Genomic DNA, 20,575 nt, shown 5'->3' on the forward strand with positions numbered 1-20,575 from the left:
CTCGCCACCTGTTCCCAGCACATCGCGTTACGTTAGTTGCCCGCAACGTGCTGGTGGCAGCGCTGATCGTGGGAAGGAACCGGCAGTTCGCCGCTGCTCAGCGCAGCAGCTCCGCCAGGTGGACCACGTCGCCGCGAGCCCACGTCCGCTGCCCTCCGCCGTGCAGGACGACCCGCGCGTCGTCGTCGCCCAGTGCCACTTCGACCACCTGGCCGATCGGACCTATCGAGCCGTGCAACCGGATGACGTCACCCGGCTCCAGCTCGTCCGCGCGACACGTGTCGACGTTGCGGGCCGTCGAAGCAGGCCGCAGCCTCGTCGTGAAGAGCCACCACGCCGTGCCGGACAGCACCGGGGTCGTCAACGTCAGGACACCGGCGGCGACCGGGAACTCGGTCACCAGCGCGGCCGCTCCGACCAGCGCCCACAGCAGTCCCGCCAGAGCGGCCAGCAGCACCGAGCTCACGGGGTGGTCGCCGACCTGCAGCCAGCCCGTCGTGCGCACCCAGCCCTCGGCGGTCAGCCCGCGCGGCCGTCCGCCGTCCACCCTCGTGGGCGCCGGGTCGGCGGCGGCCTGTTCGGCGAACAGGTCGACGTGGTCCTCAGTCCGCACGCTGCCACCTCAACTGTCCCTTGGGACCGCGGGTGCAGACGATCTCGGTCCCCTTGGGCGACGTCTTGGTGGCCCCTTCGAGGAAACAGCGCCTGCCCACGAACCTGCCGAGCCACTCCTCGTCGCCGGGCTCCTCGGTGGTCGTGGGCGGAGGCTCCGGCGAAGGCTCGTCGGTCGTCGTGGTGATCACCGGCGGCGGTGGCGTCGTCGTTGTCGTCGGGACCGGTGTGGTGGTGGTCGAGGTCTGCGGCGTGCTGGACGGCGTCGCGAGCACGTCGTCGCGGTAGCCGGTGCACCCGCCCGCCCACAGACCGCGGCGTTGCTGGCGCGCGGCCGACTCGACCGGTGCGAGATCCCCGCGGGCCGCCAGGTCCGCGGACGCCGTGCCCTCACCGACGACCGTCTGCGCGTAGTCCGATCCGTCCGGCAGCTCCACGTCGACCAGGAGCCGATCGGTGCCGGTGTCGCCGTCGCTCTTGGCGGTGAGCCGCACCTTCTTGCCGCGCAACAGGTTCTCCGCGGCCGCCAGCGACTGCGACAGCCAGCACGGCGCCGCGTTCACCCCTGCGACACGGGCGCCGAAGACCCGTCCGGTGTCGGGCTCCACGCCCTCGAACAGGTCCACCCCGGACACCGCGCGGACGGTCACCTCGAAGGAGTCGCCCCGGTGCACGGCCACTCCGGGCCCGCCGCGTTCCGCCGGACGCGCGTCGCCGCTGAAGCCGGCCGCGCCGGTGACGGCGAGCGCCCCGAGGACACCGGCACAGGCGATCGCGAGTCTCGTCCGTTGACCGCTGCGCCACCAGAAGCGGCGAACGATCCCCGGACTCGTCGTGTACGTCGGGGGCTCGGAGGCGTTGCGCAAGGGCGCTCCTGGCTGGTTCGTCGTTGTCCGGGGCAGTGTTGTCGCAGGTAGCACGGCCGTCAAGGACGGAAAAGGTTCAATCGGCTTTCTATGTGATCCTTCACAGAACGCCTCGCTGTGATCGCATCTGCACACAGCGCCACCCGTCGTAGGGTGCACGTCGGCAGAAATTTTCCGTTATCGCCGGCCGCCTGGGACATCTCCTGGTCAGACGACCCCGGACTGGCAAGTGAGGTGGGCATGGCGATGACCGAGGAACCCGGCGTCGCGACGGTGACGGCCGCGCGGGACGGCGACCAGCGTGCGCTCGACGACCTGGTGAGCGGGTACCTGCCCCTCGTCTACAACATCGTCGGGCACGCGCTCGGCGGTCACCCGGACACCGACGACGTGGTCCAGGAGACCATGTTGCGCGCGGTGCACGGCCTGCCGGGGCTGCGCGATCCCGCCGGGTTCCGGTCGTGGCTCGTCGTGATCGCGATGAACCAGATCCGGCTGCGCCACCGCGATCACCAGCGCCTGCCGATCACCGGCCCGGTGCCGGAGGACGTGGCCGACCCCGGCGCGGACTTCGTCGACCTCACGATCATGCGGCTGCAGCTCTCCGGACAGCGCCGCGAGGTCGTCACGGCCACCCGGTGGCTCAGCGAGGACGAACGCGAACTGCTGTCGCTGTGGTGGCTGGAGGCGGCCGGACGGCTGACCCGCGCGGAGGTCGCCACCGCGCTGGAACTGACGCCGCAGCACACCGCCGTGCGCGTGCAACGGGTCAAGGCCCAGCTCGACGCCGCGCGCATCGTCGTCCGGACGCTGGAGCGCACGCCGCGCTGCCCGGAACTCGCCCACATCGTCGCGGAGTGGGACGGCGTGCCCAGTCCGTTGTGGCGCAAGCGGATCGCCCGGCACAGCCGGGACTGCGCCCGGTGCGAACGCTGCGGGCGCGACCTCGCGTCCGTCGAAGGGCTGCTCGCCCGGCTGCCCCTGGTGCCGCTGCCCGCCGCGTTCGGGTTCGACCCGGCCGCGCTCACCGGGTCGCACGTGGCGATCACCCAGGTCACCTCCGCTCCCGTCACCGGCGGCAAGGTCAGCCTGCTGCTGAAGGGCGCGCTGGTGAAGCCCGCCGCGGCCGCGGTGCTGGCGGCGGGCATCGTGGTCGCCGTGCTGCCCTCGGGTGAGGAGCCGGTCGCCCGCGCGATCCCGGTGGCCACCGCCGAGAGCACGACGTCCCCGCCTGCCACCACCTCGTCCGTCCCGTCGTCGGCTCCGGCGTCGACGACCACGACGTCCGCCAAGCCCGTGCCGCCACCCGCGGTCCCGGTGACGGCGTCGGTGAAGAAGGGCGTGAGCACCTGGAAGTTCGACGGTGTCGGCAAAGCGCTCACCGACGTCCGCGCGGGCTGGTACTACAACTGGGCCGCGCACCCCGACGGCATCCCCACGCCGCCGAACGTCGAGTTCGTGCCGATGATCTGGGGCGCGAAGTTCACCGACGACGCGACCCTGGCCAAGGCGAAGGCGAACGGCAAGGTGCTGCTCGGCTTCAACGAGCCGGACTTCCCCGACCAGGCGAACATGACCCCGGAACAGGCGCTCGACCTGTGGCCGAAGCTGGCCGCCACCGGTCTGCGCCTCGGCAGCCCGGCCGTCGCGCACAGCGGCGACAAGGCGGGTGGCTGGCTCGACCGGTTCATGACCGGTGCGGCCCAGCGGGGTCTGCGCGTCGACTTCATCACGGTGCACTGGTACGGCTCGGACTTCAGCGATGCCGCCGTCGGGCACCTGCGGAACTACCTCGCCGCGGTGCACGCGCGGTACGGCAAACCGATCTGGCTGACCGAGTACTCGCTGATCGACTTCTCCGGCGGCACGGCCCGCTTCCCGACCCAGGCACAGCTCGCCGCCTTCGCGAAGGGCTCCAGCGCGATGATGGAGGGCCTTCCGCACATCGAGCGCTACGCCTGGTTCGCACTGCCCGCGGAGAAGCCCGGCACCGGCCTCTACACCCCCGGCGGCACCCCGAACGAAGCCGGTGAGGCGTACCGCGCCGCGGGCTGATCCGCCGTCGTCGAGAATCACGGGGTGTCCACCGAGACGAACGCCCGCCTGCTGGTCACCGGGAGCACCGGGCCCGCGATCACCGACCTGGTGGTCCCGGCGCTGCTGCTGCGCACCCCCGGCGCGCAGTGGCACCAGCTCGTCCACATCTACGTGCCGGCCGGTCCCACCGTCGCCTTCAGCGGCAGGGACCTCCGCTCGCCCGGCATCGCCGAGGCCACCGCACTGGCCCGCGAGGCGGGCTTCGAACCGGTGGTCAGGTCGCCGGGCGGGCGGATGGTCGCCTACGACGGTGGTGCCGTCGTGATCGACCACCTCGACAGCACCACGGACATCCGCCACGCGGGCAGCGCGACCTTCGCCGCGAACGCCGAGAGCCACGTCCGGGTGCTGCGCGGACTCGGCGACGTCGACGCCCGCATCGGCGAGGTGCAGGGCGAGTACTGCCCCGGCGAGTACAGCATCAACGTCGGGGGCGTCACGAAGGTCGTGGGCTCCGCGCAACGCGTCACCGCCACCGGTTCCCTGTTCAGCACGGTCGTCCAGGTCGCCGTCTCGGACCGGGTGCGCGCGGTGATCACGGACGTGTCGCGCGCACTCGGTTACGAACTGCGGCAGAGCTCGATCGCCGGCCTGGCCGACTACGCACCGGCGCTGACCTCCGCCGAGGTGGCCGCGGCGTTCGCCTCCGACTACCGCGACCGGCTCGGCCTGACCGACGGACGGCTGCCTCCCGCGGTGGTCGCGCACGCGTCTCGGGCGAGCGGCGGATCCCCGTTCCACGTCGACGACTGGACGCGGGCGAACCCGATGCCGGCGGACCAGGACAGGTAGCGCCCCACGGCGGTTTTTGCCGCAGATACGTCGGGTATGTACGAATTCGTGACTGTCGATTCCGCAGAATTACTCGCCGAGGGCTACACCGCCGAGTTCCCCGACGCCGACGAGCCGATCCTCCTGGACGCGAACGGCAACGAGGTGCTCACCTGGCAGGAGAACTACCCGTTCACCGAACGAATGCCCCGCGCCGAGTACGACCGCCTCAAGCGGCTGCTGCAGATCGAGTTGCTCAAGCTCCAGCACTGGGTGGCCGAGACCGGGCAACGCCTCGTCATCCTCTTCGAGGGCCGCGACGCCGCCGGCAAGGGCGGCACGATCAAACGGTTCACCGAACACCTCGACCCGCGGGGCGCACGCACGGTCGCGCTCGACAAGCCGAGCGAGCGCGAGCAGGGCGAGTGGTACTTCCAGCGCTACGTGCGCAGGCTTCCCACCGCGGGCGAGAGCGTGCTGTTCGACCGGTCCTGGTACAACCGCGCCGTCGTCGAGCACGTGATGGGGTACTGCACCCGGGCCGAGTACGACCTGTTCATGCGGCAGGCGCCGGTGTTCGAGCGGATGCTCGTCGAGGACGGCGTGCTGCTCGTGAAGCTGTGGTTCTCCGTGTCGCGCAACGAACAGCGGACCCGGTTCGTGATCCGGCAGATCGACCCGGTGCGCCAGTGGAAGCTCAGTCCCAACGACATCAGGTCACTGGACCACTGGGACGACTACACCGAGGCCAAGGTCGCCATGCTGCGCTCCACGGACACCGAGATCGCGCCGTGGACGGTGGTCAAGAGCAACGACAAGAAGCGAGCCCGCATCGAGGCCATGCGCAGCGTCCTCGCCCGTTTCGACTACCACGACAAGGACTTGGAGGTCGTCGGCACTCCGGATGTGCGCATCGTCGGCCCCGCGGCGACGCTGCTGGAGGAAGGCGAGGACGACACCGCCCTCAGCCCGACCCCCATCGCTCCGAGCGCCGAACCGGGTCCGGGTCTGCACCCGTGACGCACGGCTAGGCCGGCGTCAGCGCGTCCAGCACGGACGAACGCACGCCCAGCACGCTCATCAGTTCCAGTGCCTGCAACGGCCGCAGCACGGCGGCGGTGTTCGCGACGACCACGAGCGCGCTGCCCCGGCGCAGGCACAGGTCCTGGTGGTCGAGCAGCAGGCCGATGCCCTGGGCACCGAGGAACCGCACGCCGCTCAGGTCGGCGACGACGGGAGCGGGCGGGGTGACCGATCTGACCGCCTCACCGAGGCGTTCGGCGAGGTCCGGGACGGTGGTGAGGTCGATTTCGCCGGTCACGTGCACGAGGACTGCGGCGCCCACGCTCTTGCAGGCGGTGCGGAAGGGGACTTGACCGTCGGTGAGCACGTGGCAACCTCCAGTTATGACGGTGCGCATGACCGTCCAACGGGCTGGCTGCTCAACCCCTGCCGACGGTAGCGCAGTCCACGTGTGTACGCGGATCGGCGGTCTCCCGGCCAGCGGTCGAAAGCCAGGTTCCCCCAGATGGACCACCGAAAAAGAGGCGTAGCATCGGTCCTCGTGACCGGTTTCTTCCACGAGACCGCCTTTTACGGCACCGACGACGACTTCCTCGCGCACGCCGTGCCGTTCATCGAGGACGGTCTGCGCGGCGGGGAGCCGTGTGTCGTGGCGTGCTCCGAGCAGAACACCGCGCTGCTGCGCGGCGCACTCGGTGGCACCGGTCTGATCTTCCGGCCGGGCGCCGACCAGTACTCCCGCCCGTCCGACGCCATCGCGAGCTACCGCGACCTCTTCCGCGAACACACGGCGGACGGCGCGCGCCAGATGCGCGTGGTCGGCGACGTCCCGCACCCCGGCACGGGTGCGAGCTGGGACTGGTGGGCGCGCTACGAGGCCGCGGCGAACCAGGCGTACGCCGAGTTCCCGGTGTGGGGCCTGTGCCCGTACGACACCAGGACGACGCCCGCCGAGGTGCTGGCCGACGTGGTGCGCACGCACCCGAACATCGCCACCGCGCCGGGCACGCACGAGGCCAACCCCGGCTACCGCGAGGGTCTCGCCGCGTCGCCTCAACTCCCGGACGTGCTCGAGGAGGGCATCCCGCTGCTCGAACTCGTCGACCCGGCGGCCGGTGTGGTCCGCGAGGCCGTGGGCACTGCGATCGACGGGATGGACCTGGACGAGGACGCCGCGCACGACGCCGTCTACGCGGCCAGCGAGATCGTCACGAACGGCCTGACGCACGGCATCGGGCCGGTCCGCTTCCGCCTGTGGGCGGACGGGTCACGCGTGGTGCTCGCGGTGAGCGACCAGGGGCCCGGCCCGTCGGATCCGATGGCGGGCCTGGTGCCGACGACCGAGACCCGGTCGGCCGGGCTCGGGCTGTGGATCCTGCACCGCACGTGCGACTACGTGTCCATGGGCCGCGACGCCGACGGGTTCACCGTGCGGGTCAGCGTCGGCGGCCAGACGTAGGGCAGATCGTCCGGCACGCCCGGGAAGAACCGGCGGTAGTGGGCGGGGTCCTTGCGCACCAGGGCCGACCGGTGGCTGAGGTGCACCTCGGGATCGCCCAGCCAGACGGGCAGTTCGTCCGCGGCGGCCAGCTCGTCCTGGGTGCGCACGACGACGATGCCCCTGGCCTGGGCCAGGTCGGACCGCATCGTCGCCTCGCAGGTGTCCCGGAACCCCTGCGAGCGCCACTCCGCGCAGATCTCCACGCCGTACCGGACGAGCGCTTCCTCGTGGCCCGCCCACATCCTCACCGCCGGGTGGTGGCGCCAGCCGTGGCCGGGCACCACCAGCGCGCGCTGGATCTGGAGCGTCTCGACCCGTTGCTTGCCGAGCCGGCGGTGGTCCAGCACACGGGCCGTGGCGGCGAAGTCCGGGAAGGGCAGGAAGGTCTGCATGACTTCAGAGCACGTACTTGGCAGCTTCGGCAGCACGTTCCCGGTCGACGTGCACCTCGTACCGGCGTGCCTGCAGGGTCATGGTGCTCGCGAAGTCACGGCGTCCGCGCGTGCTCCAGTGCGCCACGAACCCGAAGACCGCGCCCCAGAACGCACCGACCGCGAGGCTGATGAACACGAACCAGGCCCAGGTCTGCCCGGCGGTGAACAGCCCGAAGAGCACGCCGATGAACACACCGAACCACGCACCGCTGGCCGCGCCCGTCGCCGCGGCGCGGGCCCGCGTCATGCGTCCGGTCACCTGTTCGACCGTCCGGACACCGTCGCCGATGATCCGCACGCTCTCGACCGGGAAGCCGTCGTCGGACATCCGGTCCACGAGGCGCTGGGCGTCGAGGTAGTTCGGGAAACTGGCCAGCAGGGACGAGTCCGTCTGGCTGACTTCCGTCTGGGTCACTTCGTGCTTGATGTCCACGTCATCCGGTTACCCACGGCCGCCGCGTTCAACACGATCAGCTTCCCCGGCCGGTCTTCTCCTGGAGGCGGTCGATGAGCTGCGACGCCTCCACCTTGGTGAGCTCGGCCGGCACCTCCTCGCCCGCTTCCTGGGCGAGGGTGTGCAGGTACGACTCCTGCGGACCGGTCATCGGCTCGTCACCGGTCGTCCAGTCCTGCGGGTCCTTCTCAGGCGTGCGGTTCACCGCGATCCCCTTTCACTCGAACGTGCGTTCGAGATACCCAGGGGGGCGGTGCTCCAATCACCGGCCGAGAACGACGTCACCAGGAGTCGAGGGAGCCGGTACGGCCATCGACCGCGAGACACGGCTGAGCAGCCGGTGAGCGACGGTCAGCAGCATCCGGGCTTCCATCCGCTCGCCGTAGCGCAGGTGCTCACCCGCGGCTTCGACACACCCCACGACCTGCGACGACACCGTGGCATGCGCCGCCGAGCACGCCGCCAGCGCCTCATCGAGGCCTCGGCGGGCCTCGTCCGGGTCGACACCCGCGAGCGCGGTGCAGACCGCGTTGTCCAGCTTCTCCACAACGATCGCGCGCTGGTGCCGCGACGACGGTTCGTCGAGTTCGGTGGTCATGGTCATCGCCTGCCTTCACAGCCGGATGCTCCGCGCCGACTTGCTTGACGCGCACGCGCCCGTGTACCCGGGTCGAGCGCCCTCAAACCGGCACTTCACCGGACGCCGCTACGGTGTCGGAATGCGTGTGACCTGGCGCGAGAAGAACGCGCGACAGTGGATCTCCGAACTCTCCGACCGGATCGGCGTGGCCGGGTGGGCGACACTCGCCATCACCCCTGCCCTCGCCGCCGAGGTCGACCAGCACGGCGCGGCGGTGCGCGACATCCTCCTGCTCGGCGTCGAGGGCGCCGGCACGGTGGGCGCGGTCGTGCTCCTCGCGGCGTACGGGCGAGGCCTGCTGGACAACGCGCTCGACCCGGACTGGACCCCCACGTCGTGGCTCGGCGTCCGCCTGATGGCCGTCTGTCAGCTCGCGCACCTGCACGACGCGAAGCCGTTGACCGACGACGTGCACGCGCTTCCGAAGCTCACATGAGAAACGAGGCGCACCCGGTCGGGTGCGCCTCGTCGGTGATCCTCGTTCAGCGCTCGTCCGGCCTCCGCTCGCCGAGCACCGGGTCCTCCCCCGGTACCGGTCGCGCGGCGGTGGGCACCTGGGCGGCGGTGGGCACCGGCGCGGTGACGGGCTCGGACTGAGCCGGGGTACCGGTGCGCACGGCGTCCTCACGCCCGCGCTGGTACGCCTCCGCCTGAGCCTGGGCCTGCGGCAGCTCCTGCTCCGCGCGCCCCAGCCAGCCTTCCCACCGCTGCTGCATCGGCTTGACCAGGCCACCGCCGACACCGACGACGAGAATGCCGCCGGCCGTGGCGAGCACCGCGATCAGGACCGGAGTGGTGACCGTGGTGGCGACACCGATCTGGTTCAGCGCGGCGATGATGCCGAGCGCCCAGATGAAGATCGACGCGATGTTGGCGAGGACGCGGCCGTAGGACAGGCCGCCCAGCGCGCCGCCGATGAAGTCCTTGGCGGCGTTGGCGACCGCGCCCGCCACGACGACGATGATGATCGCGACCGCGGCCTTCGGCAGCCACGACACGATGCCGGTCAGGAGCTCGGAGACGGGGTTCGGGCCCCAGACGCCGAACGCGAACTGCAGCGTGATCAGCACCAGTGCGTAGTAGACCAGCTTCGCGAGCAGGTCAGAGGCGTCGTACTTGCTGTTCGCAAGCATCCTGCGGATGCCGCCGCGCTCCACGAGACGGTCGAAGCCGACGCGTTCGAGCACCTTGTCGACGAGCTTGCCCACCGCCTTGGCGATGAACCAGCCGATCAGCAGGATCAGCAGGAACGCCGCGAGCTTGGGCACGAACGTGGCCACCGCGCGCCAGGCGTCGGTGAGCCCTTGTTCGAAGTCCATGTCGAACTCCCTTCGCACGGGCGCCCGGCCGGGCCACCCGCACCTGGCATTACCCGGCGCGAACGTTTTTCACACGGACTTCATGAGACCTGCCGCAGTTCCCGATCACTGGCCACGAGGTGTTCCCAGGTCCGGCCTCGCTGGCTGGGCGGTGCGGAACCGTCCGCGGTGCACACCGGGTACACCAGGCCGAAGGGGACAGGCTGATCGAACTCGTCACCGGTGCGAACGTCGACGAGACGACGCAGATGTGCCATGACAACCACTCCTCACGACCGCGCTGAGGGCGCACGCGTCCGGACGACCACCCGGACGGTGGACCTGGGGTTTGGGATCATCGAATACCCCGTGAGCTGCGCGGACATGCGCGGACCCGTTGCTGCATAAGAGTGAACTCGTCCGTCCACAGTGGACTAACGCGCCGTGACGGTCAGGGTGAAGGTGCCGTCGTGGGGCACGGTGAGGATCTGCATCCGGCGGCCGGGATAGGTGATCGTGGACGCCGGCCGCAGCCGCGGCTGGAGTTCCCGCCCCCAGTCGAACCGGATCACCGTGCGACCGCGGGTGAGCATGAGGCCACGCGCATCGAGCGCCACCGTGTCGGAATCCTTCACCACCAACGGAATCTGCTCGGTGGCCGCGCCGCCGGCCCGCACCGACCGCACGATCCGGTCACCCACCGCCACCTCCGTCACGACCGAACCGGACTGCGTGCGGTAGCGGAACCGGTACGGCTCACCGCCGAGGAACTCCGCCTGCTGCGGGCCGTCGGAGTCCGGCACCTGACCGGGGAGCACGGTGGCCCAGCACGCGTGGTCGTTGTTGTTGATCGACTGCACCAGCGTGCCCGCGACGGGGTGCCACAGGAACGTCAAACCGGTGCGTGCCAACGAGGTCGCGCGGCGCGTGCCGAAGTATCCGCCGACATACCAGCGTGGACGACGCACGAACAGGAAGTCCTGTCCTTGATCGCTGCGCCGCTCGGTGAAGTGCGCGCGCCGGTAGGGCAGCCGCGCGATGGCCACCGTCCTTTCGGCACGGCTCGGGTAGCGCTCGCCGTAGATCGCGTGCGCGAGGATGCGCGGTGAGGTGTCCGGCTTGACGAGCGCGGGCACCGGCGCCGCGGAGGCCGCCCAGGCCGTGCGCGCGGCGGCCAGGTCCTCGCGGCTCGACACGAACGCGGCCAGGTCGGGCACCTCCGGCACGAACTGGGCGTTGAGCGCGGTCCGTTCGGGATCGGGCCGCACGTCGGCGTAGAACTTCGAGGACGTCCGGGAGTTCGGGGCGATGTTGGCGAACCAGCCGGAACCGTCCGGTTCGCGCAGCAGGTTGTAGCCGAGCCAGTCGGTGTACTTCCGGGTCATGGCGACGAGGGCCGGGTCGCCGGTCTGCCGCCACGCGTCGGCCAGTTCCGGCAGCATGACCTCGAAGTTGTAGTTGGTGTCCGCGCCGGACTCCTCGTAGAAGTACCCGGCGGGGCTCTGGCCGACGGTCGCCAGCCGCTGGAACGCCTCGGTCAGTCGCTGCCGCAACGCGGCGTCCGGGTCGTGCCTCAGTGCCAGCGCCGCGCCCGCGAGGCCTGAGGTCGTCTGGTTCGCCCAGGTGAGCGGTGACTGCCAGACGGTGCCGTTGGACGGGTCGAGGAACCACGTCATGGCCCGTCGCAGCGCGGCGCTGACCTGAGCCTGCCGTGACCGCAGCGCTCCGGCGCGTCTCAGCAGCGCGTTCGTCTTGCTCAGGTAGCCCATGGCGAACCCGGTCGCCGCCAGCGAGTGCTGGTCGGGCGAGTACTCCGGCCACGAACCGTCGGCGTGCTGCAGCCCGAGGTAGTGGCCGAGTCCCGCGTCGAGTGCGGCGAGGACCTCCGCGTTGCCGCGGTACGGGTTCCACGAGCGGGCCTGGGTCGCGAACCAGGCCAGCGTGTAGACGTGTTCCTGGACGCGGGCGTTGTACGAGGCGTTGGGGCTGCGCCACCAGCCGCCGCCGAAGAAGCCGCTCGTGTTCATGTCCGCGACCATCGGCGAGACGAGCATCAGGTACTGCGCGAACCGCTGCTCGCCCGGGGCGAAAGCGCGGCGGTCCGGGGTGACGGGCGGGGGCGCGGGCAAGGCGTGCGCCGATGCCGGCAGAGCGGCGAGAAGTCCGGCGGCGGCCGCACCGGTGATCAGACTACGACGGCTGAATGCGTTCACGAGCCTACCCCCTTGGTGCGGCACCCTCGCTCGCCCGCACCCGGCCCGTCAAGATGCTAATTCGAATTATTACAGGGTTGACGGCGGCACGGATGCTGTCGCAGACTCCCTGCCAATTCGAATTGGCAGGTGCTCATGGCGAAGAGGCTCACCCAGCAGGACATCGCCCGCATGGCAGGCGTCAGCCAGGCCACGGTGTCGCTGGTGCTCAACAACCGGACCGACAGCGGCGTCCGGATCGCGGAGGAGACGCGGGCCAGGGTGCTGGAGGTGATCAGACGGACCGGCTACGTCGCGAACCCGATCGCGCGCCGGCTGCACGACCAGCGCAACCGCATCCTCGGCGTCTTCACCTACGAGGCCGTCTTCCCGAGCACCCGCGCGGACTTCTACCAGCCGTTCCTCGAGGGCATCGAGGAGCAGGCGGAGGAGGCCGGCTGCGATCTGCTGCTGTTCACCAGCGCCAAGGCGACGAGCGGGAAGCGGCGGATCTTCAGCGACGACAGCAGGATCCGGCTCGCGGACGGCTGCGTGCTGCTCGGTCGTTCGATCGACCGCGACGACCTGGCCCAGCTCGTGACGGAGGCCATCCCGTTCGTCTCGGTCGGACGCCGTGACGACGCGGGCGGTCCGGTGCCGCACATCGGCGCCGACTACTCCGCCGCCGTGCGGGACCTGGTGGACCGCGCGGTGGCTCTCGGGCACCGCGAGTTCGCCTACGTGGGCGCCGGCACGGGCGCGGAGTCGTCGGCCGACAGGCTGCGCGGGTTCAAGCAGGCCGTTGCGGCACATGGCGTCAAGGGCACGCACGTCCAGTTCGCCGGGCTCGGCCAGTTGCTCGGCGCGGGTGTCACGTGCGTGCTCTCCGAGGAGGTCTCCGACGGTGCCGCGCTCGTCCTCGCCGCCCGCGAGCGCGGCCTGTCGGTCCCCGGTGACCTGTCCGTGCTGACGCTCGGCGCCGCCACCCGGCCCGCGCCGGACGACGTCCGGCTCACCGGTTTCCGCATTCCGCGCCGCGAGATGGGGCGGCGGGCGGTGCAGGCGCTGACCGAGGTCCTCGAACACGGCACCACCCCGCAGGAGCTGCTGGCCTGCGAGTTCGTCGAAGGCACCACGCTGGGCCACTCCACCGCTCAGCGTTGATCTGGAGGAATCTGTTGCCGCACAACACTGACGTCGTCGTCGTAGGTGGCGGACTGGGCGGAGTCGCCGCGGCCCTCGCCCTGCTGCGCGCCGGCCGCCGGGTCGTGCTCACCGAGGAGTTCGAGTGGCTCGGCGGGCAGCTCACCAGCCAGGCCGTGCCGCCGGACGAGCACAGCTGGGTCGAGCGCTTCGGCGTCACCGCGTCGTACCGCGCGCTGCGAGACGGCATCCGCGACTACTACCGCCGCCACTACCCGCTGACCCCGCGGGCACGGGCGTGGCGCGAGCTCAACCCCGGTGCGGGCAACGTGAGCCGCCTCTGCCACGAGCCCCGCGTCGCCGTCGCCGTGATCGACGAGATGCTGGCGCCCTACCGGGGCAGCGGCAGGCTCACGGTCCTGCAGCCCGCCCGGCCGATCGCCGCACGCACCGACGGCGACCGGATCGTGTCGGTCACCGTCGAGCACAACGGCTCCGAGGTCGAGCTGGCCGCACCGTACGTCCTCGACGCGACCGAGACCGGTGAGCTGCTCCCGTTGTCCGGCACCGAGTACGTGACCGGCTTCGAGTCCACCCTGGACACCGGCGAGCCCAGCGCGCCCGAGACCGCCCAGCCGGCGAACATGCAGGCGATGTCGGTGTGCTTCGCGATCGACCACGTCGACGGCGACCACACCATCGACAAGCCCGAGCGGTACGACTTCTGGCGCGAGTACCAGCCCTCCTACTGGGGCGACCGGATGCTGTCGTTCCGCTCCCCCGACCCGCGCACGCTGACCACCGCCGAGCGCACGTTCACCCCGAACCCGGACGACGACCCGCTGTCGGTGCTCTCCGACCAGCGGCTCAGCGCGGGCGACAGCAACCTGTGGACGTTCCGCCGCATCGCCGCGCGCCGCAACTTCACCGAAGGCGCCTACGACAGCGACATCTGCCTGGTCAACTGGCCGATGATCGACTACTTCGAGTCGCCGGTGATCGACGTGCCGGACGCGGACAAGCACGTCGCGGCGGCACGGGAGCTGTCGAAGTCGGTTTTGTACTGGCTGCAGACCGAGGCACCCCGCGCGGACGGCGGCACCGGCTTCCCCGGCCTGCGGCTGCGCGGCGACGTCACCGGCAGCGCGGACGGCCTGGCCCAGGCGCCCTACATCCGCGAGTCGCGGCGGATGCGGACCGAGTACACGATCGTCGAGCAGGACCTCTCGCTCGCCGTGCGCGGCGACAAGGGCGCCGTGCAGCACGCCGACGCCGTGGGTGTCGGCATGTACCGCATCGACCTGCACCCCTCCACCGGCGGCGACAACTACCTCGACGTCGCCAGCTGCCCGTTCGAGATCCCGCTCGGCGCGCTCATCCCCCAGCGCGTCGAGAACCTGCTCCCGGCGGGCAAGAACATCGGCACCACCCACATCACCAACGGTTCCCACCGGCTGCACCCGGTCGAGTGGAACGTCGGCGAGGTCGCGGGCGCGCTCGCGGACTTCTGCCTCGCGCACCGAGTCACCCCTCGCGCGGTGCGCAACACCCCCGGCCTGCTCGCGGACTTCCAGCACCGGCTGGAACGCGACGGGGTCGAGCTCCGCTGGCCGGACGTGTCCGGTTACTAGTCCAGGGAGACAACGATGTCCCGCCTCACCGCTCTGATCGTCGCCGCGCTGCTGGCCCTCACCGCCTGCAGCGGTTCGTCCCCGCAGTCCGGCCCCAAGTCGCTGCGCATGACCGTGTGGACCGCCAACGAGGCGCATCTCAAGCTGCTCAACGAGATCGCGTCCGAGTACAAGGCGTCGCACCCGGACGTCACCGAGATCAAGTTCGACTCGATCCCGGCCGACGGCTACACCACCACGCTCACCACCCAGATCGCCGGCGGCAACGCGCCGGACCTGGCGTGGATCCTGGAGGAGTCCGCACCGGACTTCGTCTCCTCCGGCGCGCTCGCGCCGATCAAGGCGAAGGTGGAGAAGGCAGACGAGCTCGTGCCGTCCGCCATCAAGCTCTGGGAGAAGGACGGCGAGCTCTACGCGTACCCGTTCTCCACCTCGCCGTTCGGGCTGTTCGTCAACACCGACCTGGTCGAGGAGCTGCCGAAGACCTGGGAGCAGGCCGTCGCGGCTTCCGCGGGCAAGAACCTCGTGCTGCCGGACTTCAAGTACCAGAACTGGGCGGTGCTCTCGGCGATCTGGCGCGGCTGGGGCGCGAACGCGTGGAGCGAGGACGGCAGGACGTGCGGCTTCTCCAGCCAGGAGATGAAGGACGCCATGACGTTCGTCCACAAGGCGATCTTCACGGACAAGGCGATCCCCGGCCCCGGCACGACCGTGGACTTCTTCGCGGGCAACGCGGCCATGGCCGTCAGCCAGATCTCGCGGGCGGGCGCGCTGAAGGACGCCAAGTTCGGCTGGACGCTGCTGCCGCTGCCGCAGGGCCCCAAGGGTGACTACGCGGTGATCGGCCAGGCCGGCGTCGGCGTGCTGAAGCGGTCGAAGAACGCCGACGCCGCCGCGGACTTCCTGGGCTTCTTCACCAACTCGGCCAACTCCGCGAAGCTCGCCCAGTTCTTCCCGCCGGTCCGCCAGTCGCTGCTCAACGCCGAGACCCTGGCCAAGAGCAACCCGCTGATCAAGCCGGAGCAGCTGCAGTCGGTCGTGATCGACGGCATCAGCAAGGGCGTGGTGAAGCCCAGCCACCAGGGCCAGGAGGAGCTGAACCAGACAATCCGCGCGGCGCTCGACCCGTTGTGGAAGCCGGACGCGAACGTCGGCCAGGTGCTCGACGGCGTGTGCGCGAAGATCAAGCCGCTGCTGGAGCGCCCGTGACGTTCTGGACGTATCGCAGGCGCGACAACCTGGTCGGCTACCTGTTCGTCGCGCCTGCTCTGCTCGGCAGCCTCGCGTTCGTGCTCATCCCGCTGGGCATGGTCGGCTGGTACAGCCTCAACGAGTGGAACGTGCTCGGTGGGACGTTCGAGTTCATCGGCGGTGAGAACTACGCGCGGCTTCTCGCCGACGAGAAGCTGCGTGACTCGCTCGTCGCCACGGCCTGGTTCGCCGCCGGGCTGGTGGTGCTGAACCTGTCGCTGGCACTGCTGCTCGCCGTGCTGCTCAACCAGAAGCTGGGCGGCACCACGCTGTTCCGCACGTTGTTCTTCTCCCCCGTGCTGGTGTCACTGGTGGCGTGGACGCTGGTCTGGCAGCTCATGCTGCAACCGGAGGGCAGCGTGAACGGGCTGCTCGGCGTCTTCGGCGTCGACGGGCCGAACTGGCTGCGGGGCGAGACGACCGCGATGGTGTCGGTGGTCGTCGTGCAGGTGGTCAAGAACGTCGGGCTGAACATGGTGCTGTTCCTCGCGGCGCTGCAAGGTGTCCCGGCGCCGCTGTACGAGGCCGCGAAGATCGACGGCGCGGGCGCGTGGAGGCGGTTCCGGAGCATCACCATCCCGTTGATCAGCCCGACGATCCTGCTCACGTCGATCATCACGATCGTCGGCTCGCTGCAGGTGTTCGCGCAGATCGCGGTGCTCACCCAGGGCGGGCCGGGCACGTCCACGACCGTGTTGATCTACTACCTGTACCAGCAGGCGTTCCAGTTCCACCACTTCGGCTACGGCGCGACGATCTCGGTGCTGCTGTTCGTCATCGTCGCCGCTCTGACGTTGCTGCAGTGGCAGATGCGCCGGAAGTGGGTGCTCCATGAGTCGTAAGGTCGCCCTCTACGGGTTGCTGTGCCTGCTGTGCGTGCCGTTCGTGTTCCCGACGTGGTGGATGGTCACCTCGTCGATGAAACCGATCAGCGAGATCTTCTCCGAGTCGCTGCTGCCGTCGGAGTGGACGTTCTCCACGTACGAGACGGTGTTCAGGATGCAGCCGTTCGGGCAGCAGTACTGGAACAGCCTCTACATCGCGGTGGTCGTCACGGCCGGCACGATGGCCGTCGCGGCGCTCGCGGGCTACGCGTTCGCGCGCATCCGGTTCCCCGGCCAGAACGTGCTGTTCGTGGTGGTGCTGACCGGCCTGCTGATCCCGAGCGAGGTCACGATCGTCCCGTTGTTCCAGCTGTTCCAGTCGCTCGGGATGACGAACACGCACTGGCCGTTGATCATCGTGCCGATCTTCGGGGCGCCGTGCGTGCTGGCGATCTTCATCATGCGCCAGTTCTTCATCGCGCTCCCGCCGGAACTGGAGGAGGCCGCCCGCGTGGACGGCCTGGGCCGCGCCGGGATCTTCTACCGGATCGCCCTGCCGCTGTCCCGGCCCGCGCTCGGGGCGGTCGCGATCTTCACGTTCCTGCACTCGTGGAACCTGTACCTGGAGCCGATCGTGTACCTGTCCACACCGGACATGTTCACGCTGCCGCAGGCGCTGACCCAGTTCGTGGACATCTACGGCGGTCCGATGTGGAACGTCCAGCTGGCCGCCGCGACGATGACGGCCGTGCCGATCCTGGTGGTGTTCGTGGTGGCACAGCGGCAGTTCATCGAAGGCCTCGCACACACGGGCGTGAAGGGGTGATCGACCAGGAGATCGCGGCACTCGTCGACCTCTCCCGGCCACCGCTGACCCCTGACCGGATCGCGGAGAGGCGGGCGGCCAACCGGGTCGTCACCGATGCCGAGCTCACCAGGGCCGGCACGGTGACGTTCAGCGAGCAGGACGCGGACGGCGTACCCGTGCTGGTGCTGCGCCCCGCCGGGTTCCCCGGTCCGCCCGTCCTGCACGTCCACGGCGGCGGGATGGTCGCGGGCACCCGCCGGTCGGATCTGCACGTGCTGGCGGAGTGGGTGTCGGAGCTCGGCGTCACGCTGGTCTCCCCCGAGTACCGGCTGGCGCCGGAGCACCCGCACCCGGCGCCGGTGCAGGACTGCTACCGGACGCTGATGTGGATGGCACGCAACGGTCTCGCCTCTCCCGTCGTCGCCGGCACGTCCGCGGGCGGCGGGCTGGCGGCGGCCGTGACGCTGATGGCCCGCGACCTCGGCGGCCCGGCCGTCCGCGGCCAGCTGCTGATGTGCCCGATGCTCGACGACAGGTGCGACACCCCGTCCAGCCACCAGTTCCTCGACGGCACCACGTGGGTGCGCGCCTCGAACATCACCGGCTGGACGGCGTTGCTCGGCGACGCGCGGGGTGGGCCGGACGTGTCGCCGTTCGCCGCTCCGGCTCGCGCGGCCGACCTCTCCGGCCTGCCGCCGACCTACATCGACGTGGGCTCGGTGGACGTGTACCGCGACGAGGCCGTCGGCTACGCGTCACGCATCTGGCAGGCGGGCGGAGACGCGGAGCTGCACGTGTGGCCGGGTGGCTGCCACGGCTTCGACCAGCTCGCACCGGAAGCGGCGTTGTCGCGCCGTGCCCGAGCCACGCGGATGGCGTGGCTCAGGCGGACGCTCTACTTGTAACGCGGATGCGTGGTGTGCCATTCGAAGCCGCCACCCATCCAGGCCTTGGTGCCCTTCAGGAACCGGTGCAGCTCCACCGACGGCACCGCGAGCAACGCCTTGTGCCCCGCCTCGAAGTCGCGCACCAGCTGGTTGTGCAGCTCCACGGTCCGTGCGGTGGCCTCGGCGATCGAGCACTCGCGGTCCGCGGCGATCTGCAGCACCATGTTGCAGACCGGCTTCTCGTCGGCGGCGTCCTTCTCCACCGACACCAGGTCGTTCACCATCACCGCTGCCGTGCCCGCGGACGTGAGCAGCTGCCGCACGCGCGGGTCGTAGTACAGCGGCGCGGGCAGTTCATAGCCGCCGACGGCGTCGATCAGCGTCATCGACGTGTAGAAGGTGTCGTGCTGCCTCGTCGCGAGGTACTGCCACGCGGGCGGGTAGTCGCCGGTGTGCCGCCAGGCCGCGTAGGCGCCCCACGACACGAACATCGCGAACGTCGAGTAGCAGACCCGTTGCACCACAGTGGCCGTGCTGCGGGCCGTGAGGTGCGCGATGCCCGAGCGGAGGCCGACGAGGACCGGGTCGGACGAGATCCTCTCCTCCAGGTCCGCGGTGAACTCGGCTGCGGGCGCGACCGGGTCCATCGCGGCCATCGCCAACGCCAGGCGCGGCGGCAGTTCGGCCGGGATCGCGCCCATCTCGGTGTCGTCCGCGTACAGGTCGTCGGCGGCCCACCACGCCGCGTTCAACCTCGCCGCGATCAGCAGCTGGTCGACGTCGTCGGTGTCGACGTGGGTCAGCACCGCGAGCCGGCCGAACATGCCGCCCAGGAACCGTTCCGGCTCTTCGAACCCGCACTCCTCCGCCCACGCGACGAGGCGTTCGTCCACGGCGGCCGCCAGCAGGGCGTCCTCGCGTTCGAGCACCGGCACGTACAGCGGTGGCGCGGTGCCGTCGCCCCACGGGCGTTCCGCGTAGCCGGGTTCCGGTGGTCGTGCGACGGCCTCGGGCCGCCCGAGCCGGGCAGCGGAGGTGCCCAGCCCGGACGGCCCGGTGAGGAGGTCCTTCATCAGATGCGGTCCGCCACGATCAGCAGGTAGTGGAAGCTGCCCTCCTTGTAGGCGGTGAGGAACGGGTCCTCCACGCCGGTCGCGACCGACGACTGGGCGCGCAACTCCCAGTACGGGATGGTGTCCGGCGTCAGGTCGACCACGCTGATCGGCACGAAACCGTTGTCCGCCAACGCCCTGAAGTACTCGCTGCGCGGGTGGATGTTGCAGATGTAGTGCTGGTCGATCTGACTGACGGCGCGCGACCGCAGGCCCGTCAGGTCGTTCGAGCAGCCGGTGATGCAGACGTACCGGCCACCGGGCGCGATCAGGCGCGCGAACTCGCCGTACAGCTGCTGGAGGTCCACGTACATCGTGGTCTCGTTGGTCCAGATGCCGTTGAACGAGCCGGTCTCGAAGCCGGTGTCGAGCATGTTCTTGAAGTGGAACCGCACCTGGTCGGCGACACCGCGCTCGACGGCCTGGTTGTTGGCGAAGGCGACCTGTTCCTCGGAGATGCTGACGCCGTCGATCCGGGCGCCGAACCGGGCGTTGGCCATGAAGCTGGTGCCACCGCGGCCGGAGCCGCCGTCCATCAGGTGGCCGCCGACGGGGACGTCGCCGAACGCGTCGAGCAGCACCTCGGCCTGCGCGGTCTCCAGCCGGTGCATCTCGGCGATCATCACCTGGTCGCGCACCTCGGCGGGCGCCTCCAGCACCGCCGGGTCGTACTAGCCGAGCCCGTAGTGGTGGTGGTAGAGCCCGTCCACCTCACCGAGCTTGATGTTGACCGGGTCCTTCTCCTTGTTCCAGTACTCCGCGACGGAACGCTGGTAGTCGGTGCGCAGAACCGGCTTCACAGTGGGGCTCGCCATGACCTGAGTGGCTCCTGTTCGTTGGAACGCTCGCTGCCGAACAGCAACTGACCTTTGCAGCTGATGGACCAACGGGCGATCCGCCGTTCAGGCTTGGTTCGGACACGAACAGGTAGGCCCGACATCGCGTTCCGGTGGTCCTCATAACCCGCGCAATCGGGTCGTCATCCCCACTTTCGTGGGTTTTGCACGACCAACCGGATGACAGGACGAGCC

The 20,575-nt window shown here is 70.2% G+C and carries 22 protein-coding genes and 1 pseudogene; 11 read left to right on the forward strand and 12 right to left on the reverse strand.

Annotated features, from left to right (window positions below):
• Window positions 1-97 precede the first annotated feature (97 nt).
• Both SK571_RS16740 and SK571_RS16745 read right to left on the reverse strand, forming a co-directional pair.
• Window positions 98-613, reverse strand: coding sequence for a hypothetical protein (locus SK571_RS16740; RefSeq protein WP_319985010.1), 516 nt, complete (start codon window positions 611-613; stop codon window positions 98-100).
• Window positions 603-1,478: a thermonuclease family protein gene (locus SK571_RS16745; protein ID WP_319985011.1), complete on the reverse strand. Its 876-nt coding sequence runs from the start codon at window positions 1,476-1,478 to the stop codon at window positions 603-605. Before SK571_RS16745 ends, SK571_RS16740 begins: the two co-directional genes overlap by 11 nt.
• Window positions 1,479-1,724: 246 nt before the next feature.
• On the opposite strand from SK571_RS16745, the gene SK571_RS16750 reads away from it, so the two are divergent.
• The 3 genes from SK571_RS16750 to ppk2 are packed head-to-tail and all read left to right on the forward strand — an operon-like array spanning window position 1,725 to window position 5,366.
• Complete coding sequence (locus tag SK571_RS16750; protein WP_319985012.1) at window positions 1,725-3,533, forward strand: sigma-70 family RNA polymerase sigma factor; 1,809 nt, start codon at window positions 1,725-1,727, stop codon at window positions 3,531-3,533.
• A 24-nt stretch (window positions 3,534-3,557) separates the two neighbouring features.
• The gene (locus tag SK571_RS16755; protein WP_319985013.1) at window positions 3,558-4,367 is read left to right on the forward strand and encodes a lipoyl protein ligase domain-containing protein; all 810 of its coding nucleotides are present in this window, start codon (window positions 3,558-3,560) and stop codon (window positions 4,365-4,367) included.
• 48 nt (window positions 4,368-4,415) lie between these two features.
• Window positions 4,416-5,366 (forward strand): polyphosphate kinase 2, encoded by a 951-nt coding sequence (gene ppk2, locus SK571_RS16760; protein ID WP_319985014.1) that lies wholly within the window; start codon window positions 4,416-4,418, stop codon window positions 5,364-5,366.
• Between the two features lie 7 nt (window positions 5,367-5,373).
• On the opposite strand, the gene SK571_RS16765 is transcribed toward ppk2, so the two are convergent.
• Window positions 5,374-5,736 (reverse strand): STAS domain-containing protein, encoded by a 363-nt coding sequence (locus SK571_RS16765; RefSeq protein WP_319985015.1) that lies wholly within the window; start codon window positions 5,734-5,736, stop codon window positions 5,374-5,376.
• Between the two features lie 174 nt (window positions 5,737-5,910).
• On the opposite strand from SK571_RS16765, the gene SK571_RS16770 reads away from it, so the two are divergent.
• Window positions 5,911-6,828, forward strand: a complete 918-nt coding sequence (locus SK571_RS16770) for a sensor histidine kinase (RefSeq protein ID WP_319985016.1) — start codon at window positions 5,911-5,913, stop codon at window positions 6,826-6,828.
• Here the strand turns inward: SK571_RS16770 and SK571_RS16775 are convergent.
• From SK571_RS16775 to SK571_RS16790, 4 genes are read right to left on the reverse strand one after another with little or no spacing between them, the layout of a single operon-like run.
• A complete protein-coding gene (locus SK571_RS16775) occupies window positions 6,762-7,262 on the reverse strand; it encodes an MSMEG_6728 family protein (RefSeq protein WP_319985017.1) in 501 nt (166 codons plus the stop codon). The genes SK571_RS16770 and SK571_RS16775 overlap by 67 nt on opposite strands.
• 4 nt (window positions 7,263-7,266) lie before the next feature.
• Entirely contained in the window at window positions 7,267-7,719 is a 453-nt protein-coding gene (locus SK571_RS16780) for a general stress protein (RefSeq protein ID WP_319985018.1), read from the reverse strand.
• A 55-nt stretch (window positions 7,720-7,774) separates the two neighbouring features.
• The gene (locus tag SK571_RS16785; RefSeq protein ID WP_090064545.1) at window positions 7,775-7,963 is read right to left on the reverse strand and encodes a DUF3072 domain-containing protein; all 189 of its coding nucleotides are present in this window, start codon (window positions 7,961-7,963) and stop codon (window positions 7,775-7,777) included.
• Between the two features lie 57 nt (window positions 7,964-8,020).
• A complete protein-coding gene (locus tag SK571_RS16790; protein ID WP_319985019.1) occupies window positions 8,021-8,356 on the reverse strand; it encodes a hypothetical protein in 336 nt (111 codons plus the stop codon).
• Window positions 8,357-8,477: 121 nt separating this feature from the next.
• Here SK571_RS16790 and SK571_RS16795 point away from each other — a divergent pair, with 121 nt between their 5' ends.
• On the forward strand, window positions 8,478-8,834 hold the full coding sequence (locus SK571_RS16795; protein ID WP_319985020.1) for a DUF6401 family natural product biosynthesis protein: 357 nt from the start codon (window positions 8,478-8,480) through the stop codon (window positions 8,832-8,834).
• Between the two features lie 46 nt (window positions 8,835-8,880).
• On the opposite strand, the gene SK571_RS16800 is transcribed toward SK571_RS16795, so the two are convergent.
• The 3 genes from SK571_RS16800 to SK571_RS16810 form a co-directional block, all read right to left on the reverse strand.
• Entirely contained in the window at window positions 8,881-9,717 is an 837-nt protein-coding gene (locus SK571_RS16800) for a mechanosensitive ion channel family protein (protein WP_319985021.1), read from the reverse strand.
• 80 nt (window positions 9,718-9,797) lie between these two features.
• A complete protein-coding gene (locus SK571_RS16805; RefSeq protein ID WP_166051932.1) occupies window positions 9,798-9,974 on the reverse strand; it encodes a hypothetical protein in 177 nt (58 codons plus the stop codon).
• 156 nt (window positions 9,975-10,130) lie between these two features.
• Window positions 10,131-11,909 carry a hypothetical protein gene (locus SK571_RS16810; RefSeq protein ID WP_319985022.1) on the reverse strand — a complete coding sequence of 593 codons (1,779 nt, stop codon included), beginning with the start codon at window positions 11,907-11,909 and terminating at the stop codon, window positions 10,131-10,133.
• Window positions 11,910-12,044: 135 nt separating this feature from the next.
• Between SK571_RS16810 and SK571_RS16815 the strand changes: the two genes are divergently transcribed.
• The 6 genes from SK571_RS16815 to SK571_RS16840 are packed head-to-tail and all read left to right on the forward strand — an operon-like array spanning window position 12,045 to window position 18,450.
• Window positions 12,045-13,052, forward strand: coding sequence for a LacI family DNA-binding transcriptional regulator (locus tag SK571_RS16815; protein ID WP_319985023.1), 1,008 nt, complete (start codon window positions 12,045-12,047; stop codon window positions 13,050-13,052).
• Window positions 13,053-13,066: 14 nt separating this feature from the next.
• The gene (locus tag SK571_RS16820; RefSeq protein WP_319985024.1) at window positions 13,067-14,662 is read left to right on the forward strand and encodes an FAD-dependent oxidoreductase; all 1,596 of its coding nucleotides are present in this window, start codon (window positions 13,067-13,069) and stop codon (window positions 14,660-14,662) included.
• 15 nt (window positions 14,663-14,677) lie between these two features.
• Window positions 14,678-15,871, forward strand: a complete 1,194-nt coding sequence (locus SK571_RS16825; protein WP_319985025.1) for an ABC transporter substrate-binding protein — start codon at window positions 14,678-14,680, stop codon at window positions 15,869-15,871.
• Window positions 15,868-16,755: a carbohydrate ABC transporter permease gene (locus SK571_RS16830; RefSeq protein WP_319985026.1), complete on the forward strand. Its 888-nt coding sequence runs from the start codon at window positions 15,868-15,870 to the stop codon at window positions 16,753-16,755. The genes SK571_RS16825 and SK571_RS16830 overlap by 4 nt, the downstream gene beginning before the upstream one ends.
• The gene (locus SK571_RS16835; RefSeq protein WP_319985027.1) at window positions 16,745-17,563 is read left to right on the forward strand and encodes a carbohydrate ABC transporter permease; all 819 of its coding nucleotides are present in this window, start codon (window positions 16,745-16,747) and stop codon (window positions 17,561-17,563) included. Before SK571_RS16830 ends, SK571_RS16835 begins: the two co-directional genes overlap by 11 nt.
• Complete coding sequence (locus tag SK571_RS16840) at window positions 17,560-18,450, forward strand: alpha/beta hydrolase (protein ID WP_319985028.1); 891 nt, start codon at window positions 17,560-17,562, stop codon at window positions 18,448-18,450. The genes SK571_RS16835 and SK571_RS16840 overlap by 4 nt, the downstream gene beginning before the upstream one ends.
• Here SK571_RS16840 and SK571_RS16845 read toward each other — a convergent pair.
• Complete coding sequence (locus SK571_RS16845; RefSeq protein ID WP_319985029.1) at window positions 18,441-19,505, reverse strand: family 2 encapsulin nanocompartment cargo protein terpene cyclase; 1,065 nt, start codon at window positions 19,503-19,505, stop codon at window positions 18,441-18,443. The genes SK571_RS16840 and SK571_RS16845 overlap by 10 nt on opposite strands.
• Window positions 19,505-20,359 (reverse strand): annotated as a pseudogene (locus SK571_RS16850) (geranyl diphosphate 2-C-methyltransferase). Before SK571_RS16850 ends, SK571_RS16845 begins: the two are co-directional and overlap by 1 nt.
• Window positions 20,360-20,575: the final 216 nt, after the last annotated feature.

Origin of the sequence: Lentzea kristufekii (assembly GCF_033949925.1) — a bacterium.
Taxonomy (GTDB): Bacteria; Actinomycetota; Actinomycetes; order Mycobacteriales; family Pseudonocardiaceae; genus Lentzea; species Lentzea kristufekii.

Excerpts from the sequence above, each read along its gene's own strand:
- SK571_RS16750 (WP_319985012.1), top strand. The coding sequence starts at position 1,725 with ATGACCGAGGAACCCGGCGTCGCGACGGTGACGGCCGCGCGGGACGGC.
- SK571_RS16825 (WP_319985025.1), top strand. The coding sequence starts at position 14,678 with ATGTCCCGCCTCACCGCTCTGATCGTCGCCGCGCTGCTGGCCCTCACC.
- SK571_RS16815 (WP_319985023.1), top strand. The coding sequence starts at position 12,045 with ATGGCGAAGAGGCTCACCCAGCAGGACATCGCCCGCATGGCAGGCGTC.
- SK571_RS16835 (WP_319985027.1), top strand. The coding sequence starts at position 16,745 with ATGAGTCGTAAGGTCGCCCTCTACGGGTTGCTGTGCCTGCTGTGCGTG.
- SK571_RS16845 (WP_319985029.1), bottom strand. The coding sequence starts at position 19,505 with ATGAAGGACCTCCTCACCGGGCCGTCCGGGCTGGGCACCTCCGCTGCC.
- SK571_RS16790 (WP_319985019.1), bottom strand. The coding sequence starts at position 8,356 with ATGACCACCGAACTCGACGAACCGTCGTCGCGGCACCAGCGCGCGATC.
- SK571_RS16805 (WP_166051932.1), bottom strand. The coding sequence starts at position 9,974 with ATGGCACATCTGCGTCGTCTCGTCGACGTTCGCACCGGTGACGAGTTC.
- SK571_RS16800 (WP_319985021.1), bottom strand. The coding sequence starts at position 9,717 with ATGGACTTCGAACAAGGGCTCACCGACGCCTGGCGCGCGGTGGCCACG.
- SK571_RS16775 (WP_319985017.1), bottom strand. The coding sequence starts at position 7,262 with ATGCAGACCTTCCTGCCCTTCCCGGACTTCGCCGCCACGGCCCGTGTG.
- SK571_RS16795 (WP_319985020.1), top strand. The coding sequence starts at position 8,478 with ATGCGTGTGACCTGGCGCGAGAAGAACGCGCGACAGTGGATCTCCGAA.